The 23,522-nt window shown below is 48.0% G+C and carries 21 protein-coding genes; 8 read left to right on the forward strand and 13 right to left on the reverse strand.

The genetic code is table 11. From position 1 onward, the window contains the following. Positions 1–5 precede the first annotated feature (5 nt). The 3 genes from B5Z18_RS02955 (at position 6) to B5Z18_RS02965 (ending at position 5,767) form a co-directional block, all read left to right on the forward strand. Positions 6–1,052 carry a FecR family protein gene (locus tag B5Z18_RS02955; protein ID WP_079467901.1) on the forward strand — a complete coding sequence of 349 codons (1,047 nt, stop codon included), beginning with the start codon at positions 6–8 and terminating at the stop codon, positions 1,050–1,052. A 126-nt stretch (positions 1,053–1,178) separates the two neighbouring features. Further along, on the forward strand, positions 1,179–4,370 hold the full coding sequence (locus B5Z18_RS02960) for a SusC/RagA family TonB-linked outer membrane protein (RefSeq protein WP_159454170.1): 3,192 nt from the start codon (positions 1,179–1,181) through the stop codon (positions 4,368–4,370). 11 nt (positions 4,371–4,381) lie between these two features. Then, complete coding sequence (locus tag B5Z18_RS02965) at positions 4,382–5,767, forward strand: RagB/SusD family nutrient uptake outer membrane protein (RefSeq protein WP_079467903.1); 1,386 nt, start codon at positions 4,382–4,384, stop codon at positions 5,765–5,767. 285 nt (positions 5,768–6,052) lie between these two features. On the opposite strand, the gene B5Z18_RS02970 is transcribed toward B5Z18_RS02965, so the two are convergent. Both B5Z18_RS02970 and uxuA read right to left on the reverse strand, forming a co-directional pair. Continuing rightward, positions 6,053–7,018, reverse strand: coding sequence for a pectinesterase family protein (locus B5Z18_RS02970; RefSeq protein ID WP_079467904.1), 966 nt, complete (start codon positions 7,016–7,018; stop codon positions 6,053–6,055). 139 nt (positions 7,019–7,157) lie between these two features. Beyond that, positions 7,158–8,315, reverse strand: coding sequence for a mannonate dehydratase (gene uxuA / locus B5Z18_RS02975; protein WP_079469952.1), 1,158 nt, complete (start codon positions 8,313–8,315; stop codon positions 7,158–7,160). A gap of 324 nt (positions 8,316–8,639) precedes the next feature. Between uxuA and B5Z18_RS02980 the strand changes: the two genes are divergently transcribed. The 5 genes from B5Z18_RS02980 (at position 8,640) to B5Z18_RS02995 (ending at position 14,879) form a co-directional block, all read left to right on the forward strand. Next, positions 8,640–9,701, forward strand: coding sequence for a LacI family DNA-binding transcriptional regulator (locus tag B5Z18_RS02980; RefSeq protein WP_235015865.1), 1,062 nt, complete (start codon positions 8,640–8,642; stop codon positions 9,699–9,701). Between the two features lie 167 nt (positions 9,702–9,868). Then, entirely contained in the window at positions 9,869–12,019 is a 2,151-nt protein-coding gene (locus B5Z18_RS02985; protein WP_079467905.1) for an alpha-glucuronidase family glycosyl hydrolase, read from the forward strand. Positions 12,020–12,047: 28 nt separating this feature from the next. Continuing rightward, a complete protein-coding gene (locus B5Z18_RS02990) occupies positions 12,048–12,797 on the forward strand; it encodes an SDR family NAD(P)-dependent oxidoreductase (protein WP_079467906.1) in 750 nt (249 codons plus the stop codon). A gap of 32 nt (positions 12,798–12,829) precedes the next feature. Further along, complete coding sequence (locus B5Z18_RS33030) at positions 12,830–12,949, forward strand: hypothetical protein (RefSeq protein ID WP_394333861.1); 120 nt, start codon at positions 12,830–12,832, stop codon at positions 12,947–12,949. 10 nt (positions 12,950–12,959) lie between these two features. Beyond that, positions 12,960–14,879, forward strand: a complete 1,920-nt coding sequence (locus B5Z18_RS02995) for a sialate O-acetylesterase (RefSeq protein ID WP_079467907.1) — start codon at positions 12,960–12,962, stop codon at positions 14,877–14,879. Between the two features lie 9 nt (positions 14,880–14,888). On the opposite strand, the gene B5Z18_RS03000 is transcribed toward B5Z18_RS02995, so the two are convergent. The 11 genes from B5Z18_RS03000 to B5Z18_RS03050 form a co-directional block, all read right to left on the reverse strand. Continuing rightward, complete coding sequence (locus B5Z18_RS03000; protein ID WP_079467908.1) at positions 14,889–15,632, reverse strand: hypothetical protein; 744 nt, start codon at positions 15,630–15,632, stop codon at positions 14,889–14,891. Positions 15,633–15,637: 5 nt separating this feature from the next. Further along, positions 15,638–16,654, reverse strand: a complete 1,017-nt coding sequence (locus B5Z18_RS03005; protein WP_079467909.1) for a bestrophin family protein — start codon at positions 16,652–16,654, stop codon at positions 15,638–15,640. Further along, positions 16,632–17,321 (reverse strand): potassium channel family protein, encoded by a 690-nt coding sequence (locus B5Z18_RS03010; protein ID WP_079467910.1) that lies wholly within the window; start codon positions 17,319–17,321, stop codon positions 16,632–16,634. The genes B5Z18_RS03005 and B5Z18_RS03010 overlap by 23 nt, the downstream gene beginning before the upstream one ends. Positions 17,322–17,441: 120 nt before the next feature. After that, positions 17,442–17,855 carry an arsenate reductase ArsC gene (locus B5Z18_RS03015; protein ID WP_079467911.1) on the reverse strand — a complete coding sequence of 138 codons (414 nt, stop codon included), beginning with the start codon at positions 17,853–17,855 and terminating at the stop codon, positions 17,442–17,444. A 16-nt stretch (positions 17,856–17,871) separates the two neighbouring features. Then, positions 17,872–18,399, reverse strand: coding sequence for a DUF6428 family protein (locus B5Z18_RS03020; protein WP_079467912.1), 528 nt, complete (start codon positions 18,397–18,399; stop codon positions 17,872–17,874). 11 nt (positions 18,400–18,410) lie between these two features. Next, on the reverse strand, positions 18,411–19,505 hold the full coding sequence (gene arsB / locus B5Z18_RS03025; protein ID WP_079467913.1) for an ACR3 family arsenite efflux transporter: 1,095 nt from the start codon (positions 19,503–19,505) through the stop codon (positions 18,411–18,413). Between the two features lie 24 nt (positions 19,506–19,529). Beyond that, positions 19,530–20,018 carry a GNAT family N-acetyltransferase gene (locus tag B5Z18_RS03030; RefSeq protein ID WP_079467914.1) on the reverse strand — a complete coding sequence of 163 codons (489 nt, stop codon included), beginning with the start codon at positions 20,016–20,018 and terminating at the stop codon, positions 19,530–19,532. A 90-nt stretch (positions 20,019–20,108) separates the two neighbouring features. Continuing rightward, on the reverse strand, positions 20,109–20,438 hold the full coding sequence (locus B5Z18_RS03035) for an ArsR/SmtB family transcription factor (RefSeq protein WP_079467915.1): 330 nt from the start codon (positions 20,436–20,438) through the stop codon (positions 20,109–20,111). Positions 20,439–20,564: 126 nt separating this feature from the next. Then, positions 20,565–21,590, reverse strand: a complete 1,026-nt coding sequence (locus B5Z18_RS03040; protein ID WP_079467916.1) for an ABC transporter permease — start codon at positions 21,588–21,590, stop codon at positions 20,565–20,567. Further along, a complete protein-coding gene (locus B5Z18_RS03045; RefSeq protein WP_079467917.1) occupies positions 21,532–22,551 on the reverse strand; it encodes an ABC transporter ATP-binding protein in 1,020 nt (339 codons plus the stop codon). The genes B5Z18_RS03040 and B5Z18_RS03045 overlap by 59 nt, the downstream gene beginning before the upstream one ends. A gap of 6 nt (positions 22,552–22,557) precedes the next feature. Beyond that, positions 22,558–23,415: a COG1470 family protein gene (locus tag B5Z18_RS03050; protein ID WP_143313476.1), complete on the reverse strand. Its 858-nt coding sequence runs from the start codon at positions 23,413–23,415 to the stop codon at positions 22,558–22,560. Between the last annotated feature and the right edge of the window lie 107 nt (positions 23,416–23,522).

A 23,522-nucleotide genomic window follows, 5' to 3' on the forward strand; every position in this document is an offset into this window, starting at 1 on the left:
AAGATATGAAACAGATTATTGCGCTGATACAGAAAATAAAAGACGGAAAGGCTACCGCGTCCGACGTGGTGCTCCTGGAAACAATGCTGGAGCAGGAAGAAGACGCAGTGCTGCGGCAGTCGCTGCGGGAAGCCTTTGACCGCGCAGTGATCACCGGCGAGCAAACGCTGACACCTGAAAAAACTGCTTCTATATTAATGCAGCTCCATAACAGGATGGAAGCGCAGGAGGCACAAATACAGCGTTTGCCAACACGGAGCTGGCACAGCAGGTTACTGCCATATGCCGCAGCTGTTGCCGGATTGATATTGCTGGCGGGCCTCGTTGCCATGTATTACAGCAACCTGCAGAAAAAAGGGTCCGGCAATATTGCTGTGGTGCAGCAGCATGTGAAGTTCATCCGCAATACTACCCTCAAAACAGTGACCATCACTTTGCCGGAGGGTTCCCTGGTAACAATGGAACCGGGCGCCGCTTTGTTGTATGCAGATAGCGCTGTACGCAATATCACGCTGCAGGGTAAGGCCGTTTTTAATGTGAAAGCAAACAGGAATAATCCGTTTACAGTATCTGCCGGCAATACTGTTACGATGGCATTGGGAACCTTGTTTACGGTAGATGCGCAGCATCCGCAGATGGTAACTGTAAAACTGGAAACGGGTAAAGTACTGGTACGTACAAAAGATGGCACTACTAGAGAAGATATTTATTTACAACCTGGCGAGGAATTTCATTTCGACAGCGCCCTGCATCAGTATTCAGTAGCGAAAGCAGCGGCCGGTGCAGCACGTTCTGCCAAAGGAAATGCTGACACAAAACATGCGGTACTGATGGCATTCAATAATGCGCCACTGGACAGTGTACTCGGTAAACTTGAAACTGCTTTTGGCATCAACATCCGTTATGAGCAAAGCGATGTTGACGGCGCCTATTTCACCGGCCAGATATTAAAAACAGATTCATTACAGAATATCCTGCAAGTTATTTGTCAGCTAAACAACCTGGAACTTACACCAGGAGAGGGAAATATGTCAATCAGGAAGATCAGATAACATCATTCATCTACAGCTATATAATGCATTAACACCTGCAGCATGTGCACGTGCCAGGCTATCTATTTTTAAACTTTAACTAACACCTGTCAAAAAATGATCAGACTTTTAAAAAGGTACCTCTGTGTGCTTTTAGTGTTCAGCTGTGTACTGCATGCCCATGCGCAGGACACAGACATCGCCGTAACTATTAAAGGTAGTGTTATGAGTGAAGGTGGCGAACCACTGCCCGGCGTGTCTGTAATGGTTAAACAGCGTAATGGCAGCGATAAGATAAACACCACCACAGATGAAAAAGGGGTTTTCAGATTACAGGGAATGAAAACCGGTGCCCTGTATGATTTTACGTTTAGTTTTATTGGTTATGAAAACAACCTGTTAAACGGGTTCCAGGTAAAAGACGGGAACAGCAACCTGTTGCTGATCCGTATGAAAGAGGCCAGCAAAGGACTGAATGAACTGGTGGTAGTGGGTTATGGTACACGTACAAAAAAAGAGCTGACAGGCTCCGTATCTTCGCTCCGTTCGTCTGACCTGAAACAGCAGGCAGTTACCTCTTTTGACCAGGCGCTGGCCGGTAAAATGGCCGGTATCCAGGTGATGCAAACCAATGGCGCACCCGGCGGGAATGTTTCTATCCGCGTGCGTGGCGTAGGTTCTATCAGTGCCGGCAATAATCCGTTGTTTGTTATAGATGGCCTGCCTATTACCAACGATACCCGCAGCGCTTCTCCCGGTGTAAATAATTATCAGCAGCCTTTTAACCCGCTGGCATCTATCAATGTGAATGATATTGCGTCCATCGATGTGCTGAAAGATGCTGCATCTGCCGCCATTTACGGTTCCAGGGGCTCCAACGGCGTGGTACTGATCCGTACCAAAAAAGGAGAAGCCGGTAAAATGACTGTCAACTACGACGGCAGTTATGGCCTGCAGGAAGTAAACAAGCATGTGGATGTACTGGACGCATATGATTATGCAAAGCTCGTGTATGAAGGCCATAATAACGCTTACCTGGATGCTGTGCCTACCGGCAAACCAACAGATCCAAACAGTGTAAGACCACAAAATCCTTCTACCCGGATTCCGCCACAGATACTTCCTTACCTGGAAGGTAAACCCGGGCTCACCAATACCGACTGGCAAAAAGAAATTTTCCGGCAGGCACCCATGCAAAGTCATACGGTTAGCGTATCCGGCGGCAACGAAGATCTTTCCTACTATTTCTCCGCCAACTACTTTAACCAGGATGGTATCGTGATCAACAACAACTACAAGCGCTATTCCAGCCGCTTCCGTGTTGATGGCGGCTCCGGTAAATTCCACTTTGGTGTGAACATGACGCCTTCCTATACCGACAACCGTTTGGTGAATGCGGAAGGCCCCTGGTTTGCGCCTAATTCCGGCGTAATTGCACTGGCACTGGGCTATGCTCCTATTTTCCCGGTGCGTAACCCTGATGGTACCTTTGCGGACTCGGTGAATGTATGGGGATACGGACAAACCAACCAGCTGAATCCCGTAGCAGTAGCTTCCCTGGTGAAAGACCGGATCAAAAACTTCCGTTTAACGGCGAATGCCTATATGGAATATGAATTCATTAAAAATCTGAAGTACCGCATTGTTGCAGGCACAGACCTGAACAGTTTCCGCAGGGATTATTACCGGCCGTCCAACTTACCGCTTCCTTCCGGTACGCTGCCATCTGTAGCCACAGGTTTCTCCAACACGGATATGTACACCAACTGGCTTACCGAGCATACGCTTACCTACAATAAAACTTTTGGTAAACATAAATTAGATGTACTCACCGGGTTTACGGTGCAGAAAGAAAACCAGGAACACAATACCCTTACTGCCAACAACTTTCCCACGGACATCGTTACTACCCTGAACGCGGGACAGGTAAATGCAGGCGGTTCCAGCCTGGAACAATGGAGCCTTAACTCCTGGCTGGGCAGGGCGCAATACAGCTACGCCAACAAATATTACCTGACTGCCTCTATCAGGCGCGACGGATCTTCCCGTTTCGGTATCAACCGTAAGTGGGCATCTTTCCCCGCGGTATCAGGCGCATGGCAGGTTTCCAACGAACCATTTTTCCGCAGCATAAAACAAATCAGTTCTTTAAAGATCAGGAGCAGCTATGGTCTTACCGGTAACTTCCAGATCCCGAACTATGGATCGCTGGCACAGATGAGTAATGCTAACAGTAACTACATCCTGGGGAACCAGACGCTGGTAAACGGCGTGTCTGTTACCAGTCCGGCTAACCCCAACCTCACCTGGGAAAGTATGGCCAGCTTTGACCTCGGGTTGGAAATAGGTTTGTTTAACGAGATGTTGAACTTTACGGTTGACTACTATAATGCGAAAACCACCAAGCTGCTGCTCAACCTGCCTGTTCCCGGCGCATCCGGGTTTAGTACCTATCTGCAGAATATCGGCGCAGTAAACAATAAAGGGCTGGAAATATCACTGTCTTATAACAAAAAAATCGGGAAAGACTGGCAACTCGAAGGAAATGCCAACATTGCCTTTAACACCAATAAGGTAACCAGGTTAGGTGCTTCAGGCGCTCCGATCATTGCCACAGGCGGCACCGGCAATACTTACTTCATTACTAAAATTGGTGAAACCATCGGTTCTTACTACCTCTACGTGGCAGATGGTATTTACAAGGATCAGCGCGACCTGGACACATCCGCTAAAACCAGCAATCCTACACACGTAGGCGATCTGAAATTTAAGGATATCAACGGCGATGGTAAGATAGATGCCAACGACAGGGCTATTGTGGGCAGTTTCCAGCCGAAATACATTTTTGGATTCAGCAATACGGTGCGTTATAAGAATGTAGATCTGAGTATTTCTATCCAGGGCAGCCAGGGTAACAAGATCCTCAATCTCTTCAGACGTTATATCGCCAATGTAGAGGGTAATTTCAATAACCTCAGCGAGGTAAAGGATCATTATGTTTCTCCGGAAGATCCGGGGAATGGTAAAGTAAACCGCGCCAACAGGCTGGCTACAGGCGGTAACGGTATCACTTCATCCTGGCATGTGGAAGACGGATCGTATGTACGGATCAGGAACATTGCGCTTGGCTATAACTTCCCCACCGCTATGCTGGGCAGGGCAGGCATTTCATCTGCGAGGATCTATGGCGCCGTTCAAAACCCGTTCACCTTCTCCAAATATTCTTTATTTAACCCAGAGATCAGCAACCGTACGGAAAACGCACTTACAGCCGGAGAGGACTATGGTTCCTACCCGCTGGCACGTACTTACATGATTGGTCTTAACGTCACTTTTTAATACAGCAAACCATGAAAAAATATAAACTTTATCTTCCGGTACTGGTATTAACTTTTGCCTCCTGTAATAAAGAGTTCCTGGATCTCAACCCCGTGTCTACCATAGCACCCGGCCAGTTCTTTAAAACCGCCGGCGATGCGGTAACTGCGGTAAATGGCTGTTATGCTTCACTTGCGCAGAGCAGTCAATACGGCGCCACCTTTGAAATACTGATGGAAGCCCGCGCGGACAATTTTACAGACCAGGACCCTTCTTCCAATGCCGGTCAAAACTACCAGATCAACCGCTATTCAGATAATCCCGGCAATACCAACTTTTACAATGCATGGGTAGGCGTATATAACGGCATCTTCCGGTGCAACACGCTGTTGGCTGCTATTGATGGCATCAGCATGGATGAAACATTGAAAAACCGTATTAAGGGGGAAGCGCGTTTTATCAGGGCGCTGGATTATTTTAACCTGGTAAGGTTGTGGGGAGCAGTACCGTTGCTGACTACTACCACAGATCCGGTTAATGCTGTAAACCTTAAACGCGATGATGTAGTCTCCATCTACAAACAGGTAGAAGAAGATCTTACTTTCGCCGCCGCCAACTTACCTGCAACATACGCTGCTACAGAGTCAGGGCGTGTTACAAGCGGCGCAGCAAAAGGATTACTGGGCAAGGTATATCTCTACCAGAAAAAATATGCCGCTGCTCAAACCGTACTGCAGGATGTAATAAACAGTAACGTATTTACACTGCTGCCTAAAGTAGCGGATGTATTCAGCACTACCAATAAGTACAATGCGGAAATACTGTTCGCCGTACGCTATGCAAAAGGTGTAGCCGGCCAGGATCATGGCTTCTGGTACGCCAATTCACAAACGATCACAGTAGATACCACACTGCTGAAAGCCTATGACGACGCAGATCTGCGCAAACCGCTGTCGGAATCCGTTAAGCCAAGCGGCAATGCCAACATGATGCCGCGTAAGTTCGTGGACGAACCCATTAACGGAAACGCTGGCAACGACTTCCCGGTATTACGCTTTGCAGATGTGCTGCTGATGCAGGCAGAGATCCTCAATGAGCAGGGATACAGCGCCGCGGGCAATGCGTTTACTTACCTGAATATGATACGTACCCGCGCTGGTCTTCCGCAGCTAACGGCCGCCAACCTGCCGGACCAGGCCAGCTTCCGGAATGAAATATACCGGCAACGCCGCCTGGAGCTGTCATTTGAATGCGACCGCTGGTTTGACCTGCTACGTACCAACCGCGCCGTTTCCGAAATACTGGCTAATAAAAAGGTAAGTCTGCCGGCCTTCCGTCTCATTTACCCCATACCACAGCAGGAACTAGATATCATGAATAACAAAGCTACCTTCCCGCAGAACCCGGGATATGATTGATAAAGCAGAAGAGTTTTTATAAGCGGCACCGGTTATTTCCTGGAGAAGTAACCGGTGTCGTATTTTTTAGCACCGGTTTACCTGAAAACTTTTTGTAAGAAGGCGCTGGAGTAGTCCATCGTTTTATCAAACCACGGGTCGAAAAACCAGAACGGGGTGCGGCGTATCCGGCAGCTCATGGGCTTATTTCAGGTAACCGCTTCCAGGAATACTGCGAAAAGGCCTGTACAGCCACTCCCATGCCTACAGTCAATACAATGCCTATCTTTCGTATATTCATACCAGTTATTTTTCGTTGTAAACGGGATTCCATCCACCTAATATTTTTACCGGCGTATATTCTTTTGCCTGTTTGCCGCTCAGCTGTTTGCTCCACGGCACCCTTCCTGTAACAACAGCCCCTTCTCCCCTGTTATTATATTCTGCGTAAAAAGCAGTTTGTTCATTCTCTGTTTTATCCCAGTTGTGCCAGCCAACCGGCAGGATATGCTTTCCCAATTCGCAACGGATAAAAACGGTACGGGCATAGGCGCGCCACGGTCTGCCGAGGTATACCTTACCCGCTTCTTTGTTTGCGGTGATGTTACATTCCAGGAACACATATCCATATGCCTGCTCTTTTGTGGTAGCAGCAGCAGTGATATAGGAATCCGAAAGACTCCGGATAGTACAATGATGGAACAACGCCGTAGCAGGACCAAAAATGAAATCGGTAGTCCCTTCAATGACGCAATTCTCATAATACTGGCGGCTATTACTGTTGGCTGTTAGCAGCGTATCCTGGTTGCCAAGCAGCTTACAGTTGCGGATCACGAAATGATCGCCGTCCACATGCAGGGCAACGGCCTGGCCTACACGTCCTGCCGTATTCCGTATAGTCAGGTTTTCTATTTTCACGTCGTTGCCTTGTACCCATACGGTGTAGGAATTAAAAGTGCTGAGCTTCTTATCACCCACCAGCTTACCGGAATAATCATCGTTGGTAATAATAGTACTATCACGGCTTTCGCCAATGAAGGTGATATTCGTTACCCATGAAGGGATCACCAGTTTTTCAGGATATATCCCATTCTTAACAGTAATGGTAAGTGGTACGGGAGAATAGGCCCTTACGGCATTCACTGCTTCCTGGATGGTGGTATAATCCCCGCTGCCATCTTTAGCCACTGTTAAGCGCGAGGGATATGTTTGCTGTGCCATTACGCCTGTGGCAGAGAATATAACGAGTAACAGGTAAAATAGTTGCTTCATGTTGATGCTGATATGGAATTCTGGGTCTCCGTTAGCAGAATCAAGCTACAGAAATATACATGCAAAAAAGTATTTTTTTACGCAATCGTTGCCGGAACGCCGTGGCATAGCATTACAGGAAATGCACTGCAACTTTATCCTATAGCACGCTGGCAAGACCAATTTGCAGTCCCCGGAGTTCAGCAAGTCCCTTCAGCCGCCCTATACAGGAATAGCCCGGGTAAGTGGTTTTAGCCAAATCATCGAGCATCTGGTGACCATGATCCGGCCGTACCGGCAGGGAAACATTCCGTTGTTTCATCAGTAACAGTAACGCACGTACGATAGCCACCATATCTGCATCTCCATCTAAATGACCGGCCTCAAAAAAGTTCCCGGATGCATCGCGCCGGGTGTTGCGCAGGTGAAGAAAATGAATGTGCGCACCCAATCGCTGAATGATGCCGGTAAGATCATTACCGGGCCGTACGCCCAGTGAACCGGTACAGTAACACAGTCCGTTTGCCGGCGAAGGAACGGCGTTCACGATTGCAAACAAGTCGGATTCTGAACTGACAACACGGGGCAATCCCAACACCGCATAAGGCGGATCATCAGGGTGTATGGCCATTTTCAACCCCAGTTGTTCCGCCACGGGCACCACTTCTTTCAAAAAATAAAATAAGTGCTCCCTTAATGTTGAAGCATCTATCCCTTTATATGTTTCCAGTGCTGCCAGAATTTCTTCCGGCGTAAAGCGACCAGTGCTGCCTGGCAGCCCCAGCAGCGCGTTCCGGAATACTTCGTTTTTTTGTTCGTCCGTATGTGTATGCAGCCATTTTTCTGCTGTTTCAATTTCAGCTGTACTATAGTCCTTCTCTGCATGCGGTCTTTTTAGCATGAAGAGATCAAACGCTACAAAGGCGGCGCGTTCATAATAGAGCGCCTTACTGCCGTCGGGCATGGTGTGACTAATATCCGTGCGGACCCAATCCAGCACCGGCATGAAATTATACGTAACCACCTTTATGCCGCAGGCGGCGAGGTGTTGCAAACTCTTCTTGTAATTTTCTATATGCGCGGGGTAATTACCACTGCGCCGTTTTATATCCTCGCTTACGGGCAGGCTCTCTACTACTGTCCAGCTCATACCTTCGGCTTCTATGAGGGACTTCCGTTGTTGAATTTCCGCTACGGGCCAAACGTCTCCCACCGGGATATGATGCAGCGCAGTAACCACACCTGCGCAACCGGATTGGCGGATGTCCTTTAAACTAACAATATCATGCGGCCCAAACCAGCGCATGGTTTCATGCATTAACATAAATGTTATATTTTTCTGAAGATGCTTTGAATACTATGGCATCTTTAATACGATCTGCGCCAGGAAAAGAAGGCTGTAAAAAGCCATGGTCAATATCCGGCTGATGGACAGCCTGACAATGCCCGGGTCAGAGACGCCGTAAAAAGATGAGCGCTACCGGATTTTGGTTGATCAATAAGTTGTTTCATAACGGGCTTTTTACGTGAAAAAATGGATTGCTGGCTGATGGGTCAGGGCTCGTCCTGTGAAACGAATATAAGAAAAAATCAGATTTACGTAACCGATTGCATTTTTTTATTCAGAAAAAGTTCATTTCCTTTGAGAAACAGCTGTACTAAAATGCCAGAAGACCGGGAAGCCACGATATACGACATAGCCAAATACCTGAATGTTTCGGCCGCCACGGTGAGCAGGGGGTTGAAAAACAACCCTATGATCAGCAAAAACACCCGGAAAAAGATTGTGGAGGCTGCAAAAACGCTTGGTTATCAATCCAATACATTTGCCAGTAGTTTAAGGAGCAGGCATACCCACACACTGGGTGTGCTGGTGCCGCGATTGAACAGTCACTTTATGTCGTCCGCCCTGGCCGGCATGGAAAATGCCGCCAACCGGCATGGTTACAACCTGATTATTGCGCAATCGCTCGAAGATGTGGAGAAGGAAAAGCGCAACGCGGCCACCATGTTTAATAAAAGAGTAGACGGACTCCTCATCTCCCTGTCGTCCAATGCGCAGGACATCAACCACCTGGAACCTTTCTTTAAACGGAAAATACCCGTAGTATTCTTCGACCGCGTGTTTCCCCATGAGGAAAGCACTTCTGTTGGCATCAATAACCACGAGGCGGCCTATAATATTACCAAACACCTGATAGGGCAAGGCTGCAAACGGATCATGCACCTGGGAGGAAATTTACTGCGGAATGTATACCAGGAAAGGCTTAACGGCTACAAGAAAGCGCTGCAGGACCATCACCTGTCCTTTTCCAAAAAGCTTTATTTATCCAGTACGCTTTCTGAGCAGGCCGGCACAGATGCCGCCAGGTATATCCTGGACTTAGCTCCCGGTGAGCGCCCGGATGCCGTATTTTCTGCCAACGACACGGCCGCCGTGTATTGCATGCTGGCGCTTAAAGCGGCAGGCCTGCGCATTCCGGAGGATATTGCCTTTGCCGGTTTTAACAATGACCCCATCAGCAGGGTGATTGAGCCCAATCTTACTACGATGGACTATTCCGGCAACAGTATAGGCGATACCGCCGCTACCAATTTAATCAATCATCTTAAAGGGATCAGCAACCTGTATACCACCGATGCCATTACGCTCCGTGCGGAAATGGTGATCAGGGCTTCTTCCCTGAAAAAATTACCGGAATAGGTTTTTTTTGCGATATTTACGCAACCGATTGCGAAAATAATGCGTAAAATGAGGCAATTTGCCACCTTTCGGAGCCCGGCACTAAAGAATTATTCCACGATTATAATACCTTGTTCCGGCATCATTGTCAGAAAGACACTAATTCCATAAAATAGTTTGTTGTCTGTATGAAAAAACACACGTTATTGATTTTATGCCTCTGCTGCGTGCTGATAGCAAAAGGAGAAAACGGTTATGATCTCTGGCTGAGATATAAACCCGTAGGAAATAAAACACTTCTGCAATCCTACCGCGAAAATATTACCACGATCATTACAAGCGGATCATCTGCAACGATGGATATTGTAAAGAATGAACTATCAACAGGCCTGCAGGGTTTATTGCAAACAACCATAGATCACGGCGCCGCTGTTAACCGCCACGGCGCCATCATTGCAGGCACTCCCCGCTCCTCCCCACTGATCAGCAACGCCGGGATAGCCATACCACTGCAACAAGCCGGTGAAGAAGGGTTTGTTATTCTTTCTAAAATACTCAACGGCAAACGGTGTATCCTCATCAGCGGTAACACAGAAAAAGGTGTGCTGTATGGTACCTTCCATTTTCTGCGGCTCCTGCAAACGGAGCAATCCATTCAACAGCTAAATATTATTTCCGCGCCAAAGATCCGCCTCCGGATGCTGGATCACTGGGATAACCCCGACAGAACCGTAGAAAGAGGCTACGCCGGCTTTTCTATCTGGAACTGGCATACGCTGCCCGGTTATATTGATCAGCGCTATATCGACTACGCAAGGGCGAATGCATCTATAGGCATCAACGGCACGGTAGTAACCAATGTAAATGCAAACGCTGTTGTGCTCACCCAACCCTACCTGGAAAAAGTAAAAGCACTGGCGGATGTGCTGCGACCCTACGGGATCAAAATCTATCTCACCGCAAGGTTCAGCGCTCCTATGGAAATAGGCGGACTAAAAACCGCTGACCCGCTGGATGCCTCCGTACAGCACTGGTGGCAGGAAAAAATAAAAGAAATATATACCTATGTGCCTGACTTCGGCGGCTTCCTGGTGAAAGCCAATAGCGAAGGGCAACCCGGCCCGCAGGACTATAAACGCACACATGCCGATGGCGCCAATATGCTCGCAGATGCTATTGCTCCTTTTAAAGGCATAGTGATATGGCGGGCATTTGTTTACAGCAACGAGAACCCGCTGGACCGCCATAAGCAAGCCTACGACGACTTTGTTCCCCTTGATGGTACATTCAGACCGAACGTATTGGTACAGGTGAAAAACGGGGCCATTGACTTCATGCCAAGAGAACCCTTTCACCCGTTGTTTGGCGCCATGCCTAAAACACCGCTGATGATGGAGTTCCAGGTAACGCAGGAATATCTCGGTCAGGGTACAAGCCTTGTATTCCTCGCGCCGTTGTTTAAAGAAACGCTGGAAAGCGATACATACAGCAAAGGCAAAGGCAGCACCGTAGCAAAAGTAATCGATGGAAGTTTGGAGCATCATCCTTTAACCGGCATGGCCGGCGTGGCTAATATTGGCAACGACATCAACTGGTGCGGCCATCCATTTGCGCAGGCAAACTGGTATGCGCTTGGCCGCCTTGCGTGGGACCACACTATTTCCAGTGAACAAATCGCGGATGAATGGCTGCGGATGACGTATTCCAACAACCCCCGGTTCCTGAAAGCGGCCTCCCGGCTAATGCTGGAAAGCCGCGATATCATTGTACAATATTCCAACCCAATAGGGTTGCATCATATCATGGGTACCAGTCACCACTACGGCCCCGCGCCCTGGGTAAATAACCAGCAACGCCCTGAATGGAATCCGGTTTATTATCACAAAGCCGACAGCGGCGGCATCGGCTTTAACCGCACCGCAACCGGCAGCAATGCGCTGGCGCAATACCAGCCGGCTGCAAGAGAACAATGGGAAAACATGCAGACCTGCGACGAAAAATACTTGTTGTGGTTTCATCATGTGCCCTGGAATTTCCGGATGAAAAGCGGGAAGAGCTTATGGGAAGAATTATGTTATCAATATTACACAGGCGCTGAACGTGCAGGAAAGATGCAGGATACCTGGAAAAGCTTACAGCCCTTTGTAGATAAACAAAGATTTGAACAGGTAAACATGCTGCTGAAAATTCAACATACAGAAGCCATCTGGTGGAGAAATGCATGTATCTTGTATTTCCAGACTTTCAGCAAAATGCCTATTCCGGCATCATACGAACAACCAGGCAAAACATTGGAGTACTATAAAAGTCTGCGGTTCCCGTTTGCACCGGGTATTTAACCACAGCATATTAAACCAACGAAGGACGATGACAGCAACAAAAAGAAAATTAGCTATTGTAACAGGCGGCGGTTCAGGCATTGGCCTGGCCATCGCTGAAAAGTTTGTGGAGCAGGGTATTGAAGTGGTGATTGCCGGAAGAAACCAGGAAAGACTGGATGCGGCCCAACAAAAGCTGGGAGCGCTGTGTCATGCGATAGCGTGTGACGTAACTGATCTTGCCGCCATCCCGGGTTTTGTACAGGGAGTAATTGACCGCTACGGTCCTGTAGATATACTGGTGAACAACGCCGGCGCCAATATGAAAAAGGATTTTACGGAAGTAACGGACGAAGATTTTCAGCAGATAATCCTTACCAATCTTACGGCCGTTTTTGCGATGAGCCGTGAAGTGGTAAAAAACATGCTGCAGCAACAGGCGGGTTGCATCATCCATATCAGCTCTATGGCTGCGCAGTATGGCATCCCAAAAGTGATTGCCTATTCCGCCAGCAAATCTGCTATTGACGGGATGACCCGGGCGATGGCCGTGGAGCTGTCGCCCAAAGGTATACGCGTAAATGCCATTGCCCCGGGGTTTATTTATTCCGATATGACCGCAAAGGCATTGGACAGTGACCCGGAAAGAAAAGCAAAAGTATTTGGCAGAACACCGATGGGAACAATGGGGCAACCTGCCGACATCGGCGAGGCGGCCTGGTTCCTTGCCAGTGATGCGGCCAAATTTGTTACGGGCGTAGTATTGCCTGTAGATGGCGGAAACAGTATTGGTTTTTAGTAACCCTTCACCGATGAAAAGGAGATTTCACCATCCATACTTATTGCTCTCCAACATTGAATTTCCACGGCCTGGAAAACGGCTTGCAGTATGCGATATCCGTTGACGATGAAGCGCCGCAAATGATCAGCATCTCCCTTTTTTTTTTATAAAGTTCCTGATATGAAAAAATTAATACTCCTCCAGTTATTCCTTCTCGCTGTATTCAGCGGGTCCGCACAGTTGAAGTTACCCCGGCTTATCCGCGACAGTATGATCCTTCAAAGGGATGAAAAAATAAAATTGTGGGGATGGGCCACCGGCAATGAAAAGGTGCAGATCCGTTTCAATGGTAAAACATACCAGACCAAAGCGGATGCAGACGGTAACTGGGCGGTGCATTTACCACCTACCAAAGCCGGCGGCCCGTACAACATGGAGATTACTGCAGGTAATAAAATTACCCTGCATGATATTTTGTTTGGAGATGTATGGTTTTGCAGCGGGCAGTCGAACATGGTGCATCAATTGAATATTCACGACGTCACCTATGCCAGCGAAATTGCCGCCGCGAATTACCCGGAGATCCGGCAGTTCCTGGTACCCGGAGGTACCAGCTTATCCGGTCCTCAGTCCGACCTGCCTGGCGGTTCCTGGAAACCTGCTATCGGGGAAGATGTCAGGCCGTTTTCAGCGGTAGCTTATTTCTTTGCAAAAAAACTCTACGAAAAATATAAAGTACCTATAGGCATCATTAATGCCAGCGTGGGCGGCACGCCAATTGAAGCATGGATGAGTGAAGAAGGTTTGAAAGCCTTCCCGGCGCCAACTGCAACGATCCAAAAAAATAAAGACACCGCTTATCTCAATAGCTTCAAACGAGCCCCGGCAAACACCATCAAACCTCCGGCAGACGCAGGATTGACGGGAAGCTACAAATGGTACGATGCCGCCTATATCCCCAAAGGATGGCGCAGGATCAATATTCCCGGTTACTGGGAAGACCAGGGCATCAAAGACCTGAATGGTGTGGTGTGGTACCGCAGGGAAATAGAGATCCCCGCTGCGATGGCCGGCAAACCCGCCAAAGTGTTCCTCGGGCGGATCGTAGATGCAGATGAACTTTACATCAACGGTCAACAGGTGGGGCGCACTACTTACCTGTATCCGCAACGCAGGTACCAGGTGCCTGCGGAGCTGCTGAAAGCGGGTAAAAACCTGTTTGTGGTAAGGGTTACCAATAACAGCGGCAAAGGCGGTTTTGTACCGGATAAACCTTACTGTATTTTTTCAGGCACAGATACCATTGATTTAAAAGGCGACTGGCACTATAAAGTGGGCGCGGCTTTTCCTCCATTGCCCCGCGAAAACTTTACTGCGGGCATCAACCTGCAAAATCAACCGGCGGCGTTGTATAACGCGATGGTGTTTCCGGAACTCAATTATACCATAAAAGGATTTTGCTGGTACCAGGGCGAGAGCAATGCCGGTGAACCCAAACAGTATGCTAAGCTGCTACCGGCCCTGATCAGCGACTGGAGAGCTAAATGGAACCAGGGGCCGCTCCCCTTTCTCTATGTACAGCTGCCGGGGTTTATGGATTATACCTATCTGCCAACTGAAAGCAGCTGGGCCATGTTCAGGGAATCGCAATTCAAAGCGTTGTCTGTTCCAAATACGGGAATGGCGGTAGCGATTGACCTCGGCGAGTGGAACGACATTCATCCGGATAATAAAAAAGAAGCAGGCGAACGCCTGGCCCTTGCTGCTATGAAAGTAGCTTATAAAGAAAATATTACTTCCAGCGGTCCGCTTTATCAATCATCTGTAGTGGAAGGGAATAAAATCGTTGTCAGCTTCACCGATGCCGGCAGTGGATTGATCACCAATGATGGCGAAATGCCCGCCACCTTTGAGATTGCGGGCGCTGATAAGAAATTTGTATGCGCCAGTGCGAAAGTAGAAGGGAACAAAGTGATAGTGTGGAGCGATGAAATCAGTGTACCCAGGTACGTTCGTTATGCGTGGTCCGACAACCCGGTGAACCCTAATTTGTATAACCGGGAGCTGCTGCCCGCATCACCCTTCAGAACGGATGAGTAAGGGCGGGGATTATTCGTAGTATTCTTTCAGCAGGCTTTTTCTTTCTTTTGTTTCAAGGTTGATGTAGTCAAATCTTTTGTATTGACAGAAGGAGCCCATCTCTTTGTCGCCATTAATAAAGATAGCGCCTGCGAGTATCACGTATTTACATGGATAGCTCGTTTCTTTCACCAGCACTTCCATGCGCCGGTCGATGGCTTCGTACATTACTTCCGTGGCCTCAAATATCTGGTTCTTTGCAGCTGTGATGCGGTATTTGTTATGCAGAAAAATCTGTTCAATGGTGTTCATCTGGAAATCCAGGGAACTGATATTGCCATCGATGATTTCGTTGTTTAACAGTTTGTTCAGCGCTCCTTTGGCCGCGCCGCAGCAGGCGGAGTTGCCGGATTGGCCGATACGGCTGATTTCACCAATGGTGCCATCTTTGGTGATGCCGATGTGCGGCGCGTAGAAGATGATGACGGCGCCGTTTTCCGGTACATGGTGGGCAAATGCGTTCATTCCTGTGATGCCTGCAAAAGGAAAGCCATTCAATCCGCCGAGGTGAAAGGGCCCAAGCATTTCGTATGCCCGTGGGGGATATTGTATCGCATTCACATCATCGCAACACATACTATCGGCATGCATCAGCTGATGCGGCTTTAAGTCCAGGTGCTTTTCAATGGTATCCAGTAAACGGTTAACTGTATCAATGGAAGTCAGCGCCCGGGGATACCATTTTCTCACGGTAGTAAGATGCTCGTTACTCATGTTTATTACATTAAGATGTTGTTAATAGCAGTGATGGGTGCGGGTAAATCTTTCTGGCCTAATATCTCTCTTACATCTATTTCAATATTCCGGCTGATCTGTGTAATGGGGACGTCGTTGGCATTTCCTTCAAAAGGATTTTCTGTGCTTTCTCCTATCTGTTCCAATACCAGGAATACCCAGCCAATCAATATACTGAAGGGGATGGTGAGCCAGATGATACCATCTCCAAACTTCTCTCCCAGCTTGGAAAACTCACCGATAAAACCTAAAGGCAACAGGGCACAAAAGGCAAACGTAAAGTAGAGGTTGATGCTGGAAAACTGCCGTGGATAGGGGAAGTTTTTGATGCGTTCTGCTTTACCCTGGTTGTCGTATAAGTCCTTCAACTGATTTTCCAGCGCTACATAATTATAATCCGATATATTGGCGGCTTCATTCAAACTTCTTAATTGTGCTGACTGAAGGGCAATGAGCTGGGTGGCCCTGTTTTTGGCAGATAGTATCTGCTGCCGCTCTTCTTCCGGTAAAAACGCTTTCAGTTCTTCTTCCAAACTACTTTCCCATTCGGGTACTTTATAGTATTTCAGGTATGCACGGTTGTAACTTCTTGTTTTTACATTCTCCCAGCTTTTTATTTCCCGTAACTGGAAACGAAGCGCTGTAAGCCATGCAAAGTGGCGATAGATGATTTGCTGATGTAATGCGGCCTCCTGGTTTTTATCTGTTACTCTTATAAAATCCCTGACCATAATGCCAAACGCGCGGCTGCTGTTTATGATAGCGCCGTAGATTTGCCGGGCTTCCCAGGTACGGTTATAGGTTTGTGTGTTTCTGAATCCGGAGATGAAGGCTGCGGCGGTACCCAGCAATGCCACCGGCACCCAGGGAATAGCGAGCCATTTCCAGTTAAAAAAATAAAACAACAGCGTAGGAACCATGCTTAAAACCAGCATGGTGTAAATCTTCGTTTGCGTCCACGGAATGAAGTGTTGTAATCTATAACGGCTTGCTGTGTTCATCTGTGCTGTTTTTTGAAGAAAATTTACTGATGATGATTCCTACCAGTACCACGGTATAAAACTGTCCGGCAATACCAAAAACGGAGGTGATCAGCTTTGTGTAATGCGCACTGGGTGTGATGTCGCCAAAACCTATACTGGTTAATGTAATACTGCTGAAATATACCAGGTCCACATAGGTGGCAGCGGGGTTTGACATATCAATGCCCTTGAACGAAGCAGGGTTCTGATAGAGGAAATACTGCAACAGGAAAGTAGATATTTCAATCAGCAACAGGTAACCGCAGGCGGAAGCAGAAATGATGTCGGCATTGATATAGCCCGGCCTGATCAGAAATCCTACTATCTGCCAGAAGATAAAAATAAAGAATACCACATAGGCCACATTCAGAAAAAGGAAATAGCCGGGATAGCGCCCCCAAAAACGCAGGCCGATGGGTAAGGCCAGTACAAGCAGGAACAGGGCGTTCCGGGTGATGTTTTTCCATTCGCCTTTTCCAATAAAAACACCCACGCTTGCCAGGCCCAGGATAAGCATATTGATTGGCCAGATTACTTCTGTGTAAAAAGGCAGATCTTTTAAAAAGATCCCGATAAACAAATGCTGCATCAGGGCAATGAGCAACACTTCATATTTATATTGCTGTAAGAATTGTTTTACGATCATCAGCGTGATGCTTGTCTAATGTCCGGATGACGGCTGTTTACTTGCTACTGATGATAAATATAAATTAAAAATCAAAGTCCCCCAACTTATTTAACAGCCGGGGGAATTGAAGAAGAGATATTACAGGTACTGCTCTACAAAACCTTTTGTATAATCCTTGATTATTTGGCGCACGCTTCTGAACTCAGACATGATCTGGTCTTCGCTGCCGGTAGCTTTGGCCGGATCAGGAAAGTTCTCGTGTAGCTTGATGGCAGAGGATGGGAAGAACGGGCATCTTTCTTTTGCATTATCGCATACGGTGATCACGTAATCGAAATCGATGCCCTTGTATTCATTGATGTTATTGGAAGTATGTGTGGAGATATCAATTCCATCTTCCGCCATAGTGGCTATTGCGCGGGGATTTACGCCATGCGTTTCCACGCCTGCGCTGTAGATCTCCGCTTTATCTCCTGCAAAATGTCTCAGGTAGCCTTCTGCTATCTGGCTGCGGCAACTGTTGCCGGTGCAAAGCACTAATACTTTTTTCATGGGTACATTTTATAAATTAGCAGCAACCGCTTCCTGGTGTGCAGGATTGGCCGGCTTCCATTGTTACCGGTATTTCCAGCGTTTTTGTTTTTGGTGATCCGCAGGTGGCGCCACGATCCGTTGCTTTGCATTGGGTGGCATCCGGTTGCAGGTTTACGACCAGGTTCTCTCCTTCCAGCAGCAATTCTTTCGGATACATCTGGCGGGTATCAAATGCAGCGTTGCCAAATTCAATCTTTACGATGGCTTTAGGATTCAGATCGAGGTTCCGTTCCACGAGATCCACTATTTTCATGGCTTTGTTAACTGCCATTGCGCGGTCTGTTTGTGCTTCTTCCGGTTCCCATAACTGCACGATGATCTCTGTCCAGGCATTTACCTTACCGCCGCAATCAACAGAAGTAATGGGCGCCTGTTTAATTTCGGTAATATGGTAAGAAGGAGCTACCAGTTTGTTGGCTGCATATTGAAACTGCAGGATTTGTTCAGGATGTTGTTGCAACTGGTCCTTAAAACTTTGCCAGGTCATTTTTGAATTACTCATGGTATAAAAATTTAAGTAGTTGTTGATATTGTATTAACGGGCGCTTCTACTCCGCCGCCATACCAGCGTTTACGGAGCCAGAAGGCAACATTTACGAGGGCAATGAGCGCCGGCACTTCCACCAGCGGTCCGATTACGCCTACAAAGGCTTGCCCGGAGTTGATGCCAAATACGCCGATGGCTACCGCGATGGCCAGTTCAAAATTGTTGCCGGCAGCGGTGAAGGCAATAGAAGCATTTTTAGCATAATCGGCACCGGCGGCTTTTCCTAATGCAAAGCTCACCAGGAACATGATGGCAAAATAGATCATCAGCGGGATGGCTATTCGTACCACGTCCATCGGGATTTGTACGATGAGTTCTCCTTTCAGGCTGAACATAACCACAATGGTAAACAGCAGCGCAATCAGGGTAATGGGCGATATGAACGGAATGAATTTTTCCCGGAACCATGCTTCGCCTTTTAACGCGATCAGGCCGTACCTGCTGATTACGCCTGCGGCGAATGGAATGCCGAGATAGATGCCAACGCTTTTTGCAATTTCACCGATGGAAACGGCTACCGTTATGCCTTTCATACCAAAAACCGTTGGCAGCCAGGTAATAAATACATATGCATAAACGCTGTAGAGCAGCACCTGGAAAATACTGTTGAGTGCTACCAGTCCGGCTGCGTACTCACGGCTCCCGTCTGCCAGTTCGTTCCAAACGATCACCATGGCGATACACCGGGCAAGACCGATCAGGATAAGTCCGGTCATATATTCCGGGTATCCGTGCAGGAACAATACTGCGAGGCCAAACATCAGCACCGGGCCAATCACCCAGTTGAGCAACAGCGACAGGGATAGTACCTTTGTATTGCGGAATACCTCGTTCATTTTATCGTACTTCACTTTTGCCAGGGGCGGGTACATCATCAGTATTAATCCTATTGCCAGCGGAATGTTGGTGGTGCCGGTTGAAAAGGAGTTGATGAAGCCGGATGAAGAAGGAAAGAAATATCCTATGCCCACGCCAATGGCCATTGCCAGGAAGATCCATAAGGTAAGATACCTGTCTAAAAAGCCCAGTTTTTTGCGTTGTGCCGGATTACAGTTTTGCATATCAATAAGAAATAAGTTCGTTTGTTAAATACCGGTTTTGGTGCTTCGCTTTTCCAGCAGCAGGGTATCGCGCCACCGGTCGCCCATTTTGCCGATCTTTTCCCGCCGGCCTACCAGGCGGAAACCATTTGCTTCGTGGATCTGTATGCTGGCGGTATTTTCCGGGAAGATGCCTGCCTGCAATGTCCAGATGCCATTCTCTTCACTTACTTCCACCAGCTTTTTCAGGAGGGCTTTCCCAACACCTTTGCCTCCTGCGTTTAAAGCAACGTATACACTTACTTCGGCTACGCCTGCGTAAACGCACCTGCCTGAAACCGGTGTAAGCGCCGCCCATCCGATCACCTGGTCGTTTTCCATTGCAACGAGGCGGCACTTGGAAAGATGGGATTTATCCCACTCTTCCCAGGTGGGAGCTGCAGTCTGAAAGGTGGCGTTACCAGTGGATATTCCTTCCTGGTAAATAGCGAGTACACTTGCTGCATGATCGGCTGTCATTGGGTAAATGGTCATAGCTATTTGTGCATTGATTTTTACGAAACGGTTGTTTGCAGGCAACTCATTGTATCATTGCAATATTGCGATATATATAAGCAAATTTTTTTAGCAGCAGGATTTCAGTTCCGCTACTTCTTTGAAAAAGGCGCCAAATATTTCACGATACTGGTTCCATACTTTTGGATTGATACAATAGCATACGCTGGCTCCTTCAATGGTTCCCTGGATCAATCCTGCAGTTTTCAGCTCCTTCAGATGCTGGGAAGTGGTAGCCTGTGCGAGGCCAAGTTCCTCTACCAGGTCGCCGCACACGCAGGCATTCTTTTTCACGAGGTATTGCAAAATGGCTATCCTGGCGGGATGCGCCAGTGCTTTAGCCATGTTGGCAACGTCGTTCTGCTGTTTGGTGAATAAATCCGATTTGGTAGCTCCCATAATATTATCTCATTAGCACATCGCAATATTACGATTACTTTCTGATTCTCCAAAAAAAGTTGTTGTCTTAAAAAAAATACGTAAAGGGCTACCTCTCAAAAATAGAGCGGTAGCCCTTTACTGTACTCAGGTACGTATTTCCCTTCGCATAAAAAGATAGTAGGAAAGCGCAAAGCACACCACGGTGGCGGCAATTAAACCGCTTACCTGCGGCCATACTACCAGCAGGCTTTCCCGCACAGAAAGCGGCGAAGGAATGGCGCCGGCCATCTGCTCCATCGTGAGAGGCCCCAGGCTGCGGACGGAAGGCATCAGCAACGTGGTGGTGGCATCGGTATAAAGCTGGCTTGGTATAAAGCGCAGGAAGGTTAAAATAATCCTGTTGTAGGCCAGCAACTGATCCTGGCTCAGCACATCGGGATCGGGCAGGAATGCTTTTACGATGATATTCAGCAACACCTGGTAAAAGACCGTAAAGAACAGCCAGATGGCGATAGCCGTTAATGCGGAAGTAGCCGTTTGCCGGAACTTTACAGACAACAGGATGGAAAGGTTAAGCCAGAACGATACATAGATAACACTTAACACCACAAAACACAGGATACGCATCACTTCCGAAGGTTCTATCCTTACCCCGGTAATAATGAGGCCGCCGCCTATCATCAGTAAGTTCAGCGACAGGAAAAGGGTGCTGACAACAATCAGCGAGGCCACAAATTTTGCATTGATCACCGAATCGCGGTAAACCGGTTGCGCCATCAGCCGGATGAGGGTACCGTTGGATTGCTCGGAGTTAATGGCGTCGAAGCCAAGACTGATACCCAGCAACGGTCCCAGGAAACCAATAAATACGTGGAAAGGAGGAAGTGTGCCATCCGTTGTGGTGAGTAGCTTCAGGTATAAAAACAACCTGTCGGGATCGCCCGCATTGGCCACCGCCTTGCTGATATTGGTCATAGACACATACATGGAGCCCAGGAAAGTAAGCAGTATCAGCAAAGCTAAAATGATAAACCGCCAGCTGCGTACCTGGTCGGCTACTTCCTTGCGCACCATCACAGAAAATGGATTGGGTACGCTGCTTTGTTTTTTCTCAACGCTTTTTGAACCTGCCGAAAAAAGACCGTTGAAATAAGCCACCTGACTTTTCATTGGATGTATTTTCCTTTAAATTATTTTCAAAATATTGTTGATAGATTTCATCGAGGCCATAGCTTTTCTGTTGCACACCGGTAACATCAAAGCCTTTGCCTACAAAGAAACGTACAATGCCGGGCGTGATATCTTCCTGGCCGGAGATCTCCACTACTGCCCCATCGACGGTTACTTTACTCACCGCCTGCATTTGCAGGAGATCCTTTTCCAATGCGCCGGTATCGCCCACCGGTGTTTTTACGGTTACCTGCACCACATAGGGCGCTGCCTGGAATAAGTTGGCCGCCAGCGTTTCAATATTGCCTTCTGCCAGTAGCCGTCCACCAACGAAGATGCCTACACGATTACACACCTGTTGCACCTGGTGGAGATGGTGGGACGACAGCAATATGGTGAGGCCCTGACGTTCGTTTAATTGCCTGATGAGTTCCAGGAAATCCCTCACGCCGGTAGGATCAATACCCAGCGTGGGTTCATCGAGGATAATCACTTCGGGCTGTTTGATCAGTACTTCCGCCAGGCCGAGCCGCTGTTTCATACCGCGGGAGAAGACGCCTGTTTTTTTATGTATGGCTGCACCGAGGCCCACTTCCTCCAGCATATTCCGCGCAACGTCTGCCACTGTTGTTTCAGGAATACCATTGAGCCGCCCTATGTAGGTAAGGTTTTCCAATGCGGTTAATTCATTGTAAAAACCAACGCTGTCCGGCATATAGCCAACTTTGCGTTTTACCGGGATCGGATTCCTGGAGGCATTGATACCGCAGATACGCGCCTCTCCGGCCGAGGGTTCTGTGAGGCCGAGGAGCATTAATATGGTGGTTGACTTGCCCGCACCATTGGGTCCGAGCAGCCCGAATATTTCGCCTTTCCCGATGGACAGATGCAGGTTGTCCACTGCTTTTAAAGAGCCGTAGTATTTGGTCAGCCCATTCATTTCAATAATTGGATGTTCCATAAGCTGCTATCTCCTGCCATATTTACGGATAAGGTAATAAACGGCGCCAAGCGCAGCTACTATCACCAGTATACCCAGCCATCCTGTGAGTGCAGATGTTTTTACCGTCATGCGGAAAGCTGCCGTAGAAGAGGCATTCGGGTTTTTAACAGAGAAGTTTGTAACATAATCTCCTGCCAGCGTTTTATCGGGTACGCTCAGTGTGGCGATTACCTCTGCATCTTTTCCGGGTTCCAGGCGGGTAATAGTGGAAGGAACAAAAGCGGCTTCCCATTGCGGGGGCGCCTGCCCGGAGAGGTCCAGATTATCGAGCGTAATAGTGCCCGTATTCTTCACCAGCAGGTGAATCTCTTTCCGGTTTCCTTCGGTCACTTCGTCGCTGAGCCGCCCGGATGGCGTGGTGAGTGTAACCGTGTAGGTGCCCTTCACTACTGCCTCGAGGTTTAACCGGGCAGAATCTGTTCCGGTAACAGCCAGCACCGGGATATTGTATTTACCGGGTTTTGTTTCTATAGCAGGATTAATTTCCAGGGAGATGTCCTGGGTCTTTTCTGAATCGATATTCAGTGATGTTACCTGTACGCCTTCCACTTTGAAGGAGGAACTCCATCCCGGGGGCAGGCTTGCAGAAAGTTGATAGACACGGGATGCAGCAGCTCCGTTATGAAGCCTGGTGTTGTAGGTAAACGTGGTGTTGGTGGCAGCTTCCATGTTGATGAGCCTTGCCGTAAAAGGTGGCGACGAATGATTGTTTACCTGGGCAGATCCCTGTTTACTGCATAACATGGATACAAGAAGAAAACAAAAGAGAGAATGCGGATTCAGCTTAATCCGCCTGCGATGGTGGTTGTTCCGTGCTGACATTGCTAACATTAGATTAATAAATAATAATTATATTCTGATGAAATAATAGCTATTTACTTCCCCATACAGCTGTGGAGAATAATGATCCGATGTTTCTAAACGGCGGC

The organism is Chitinophaga ginsengisegetis, from assembly GCF_900168065.1.
Lineage (GTDB): Bacteria > Bacteroidota > Bacteroidia > Chitinophagales > Chitinophagaceae > Chitinophaga > Chitinophaga ginsengisegetis.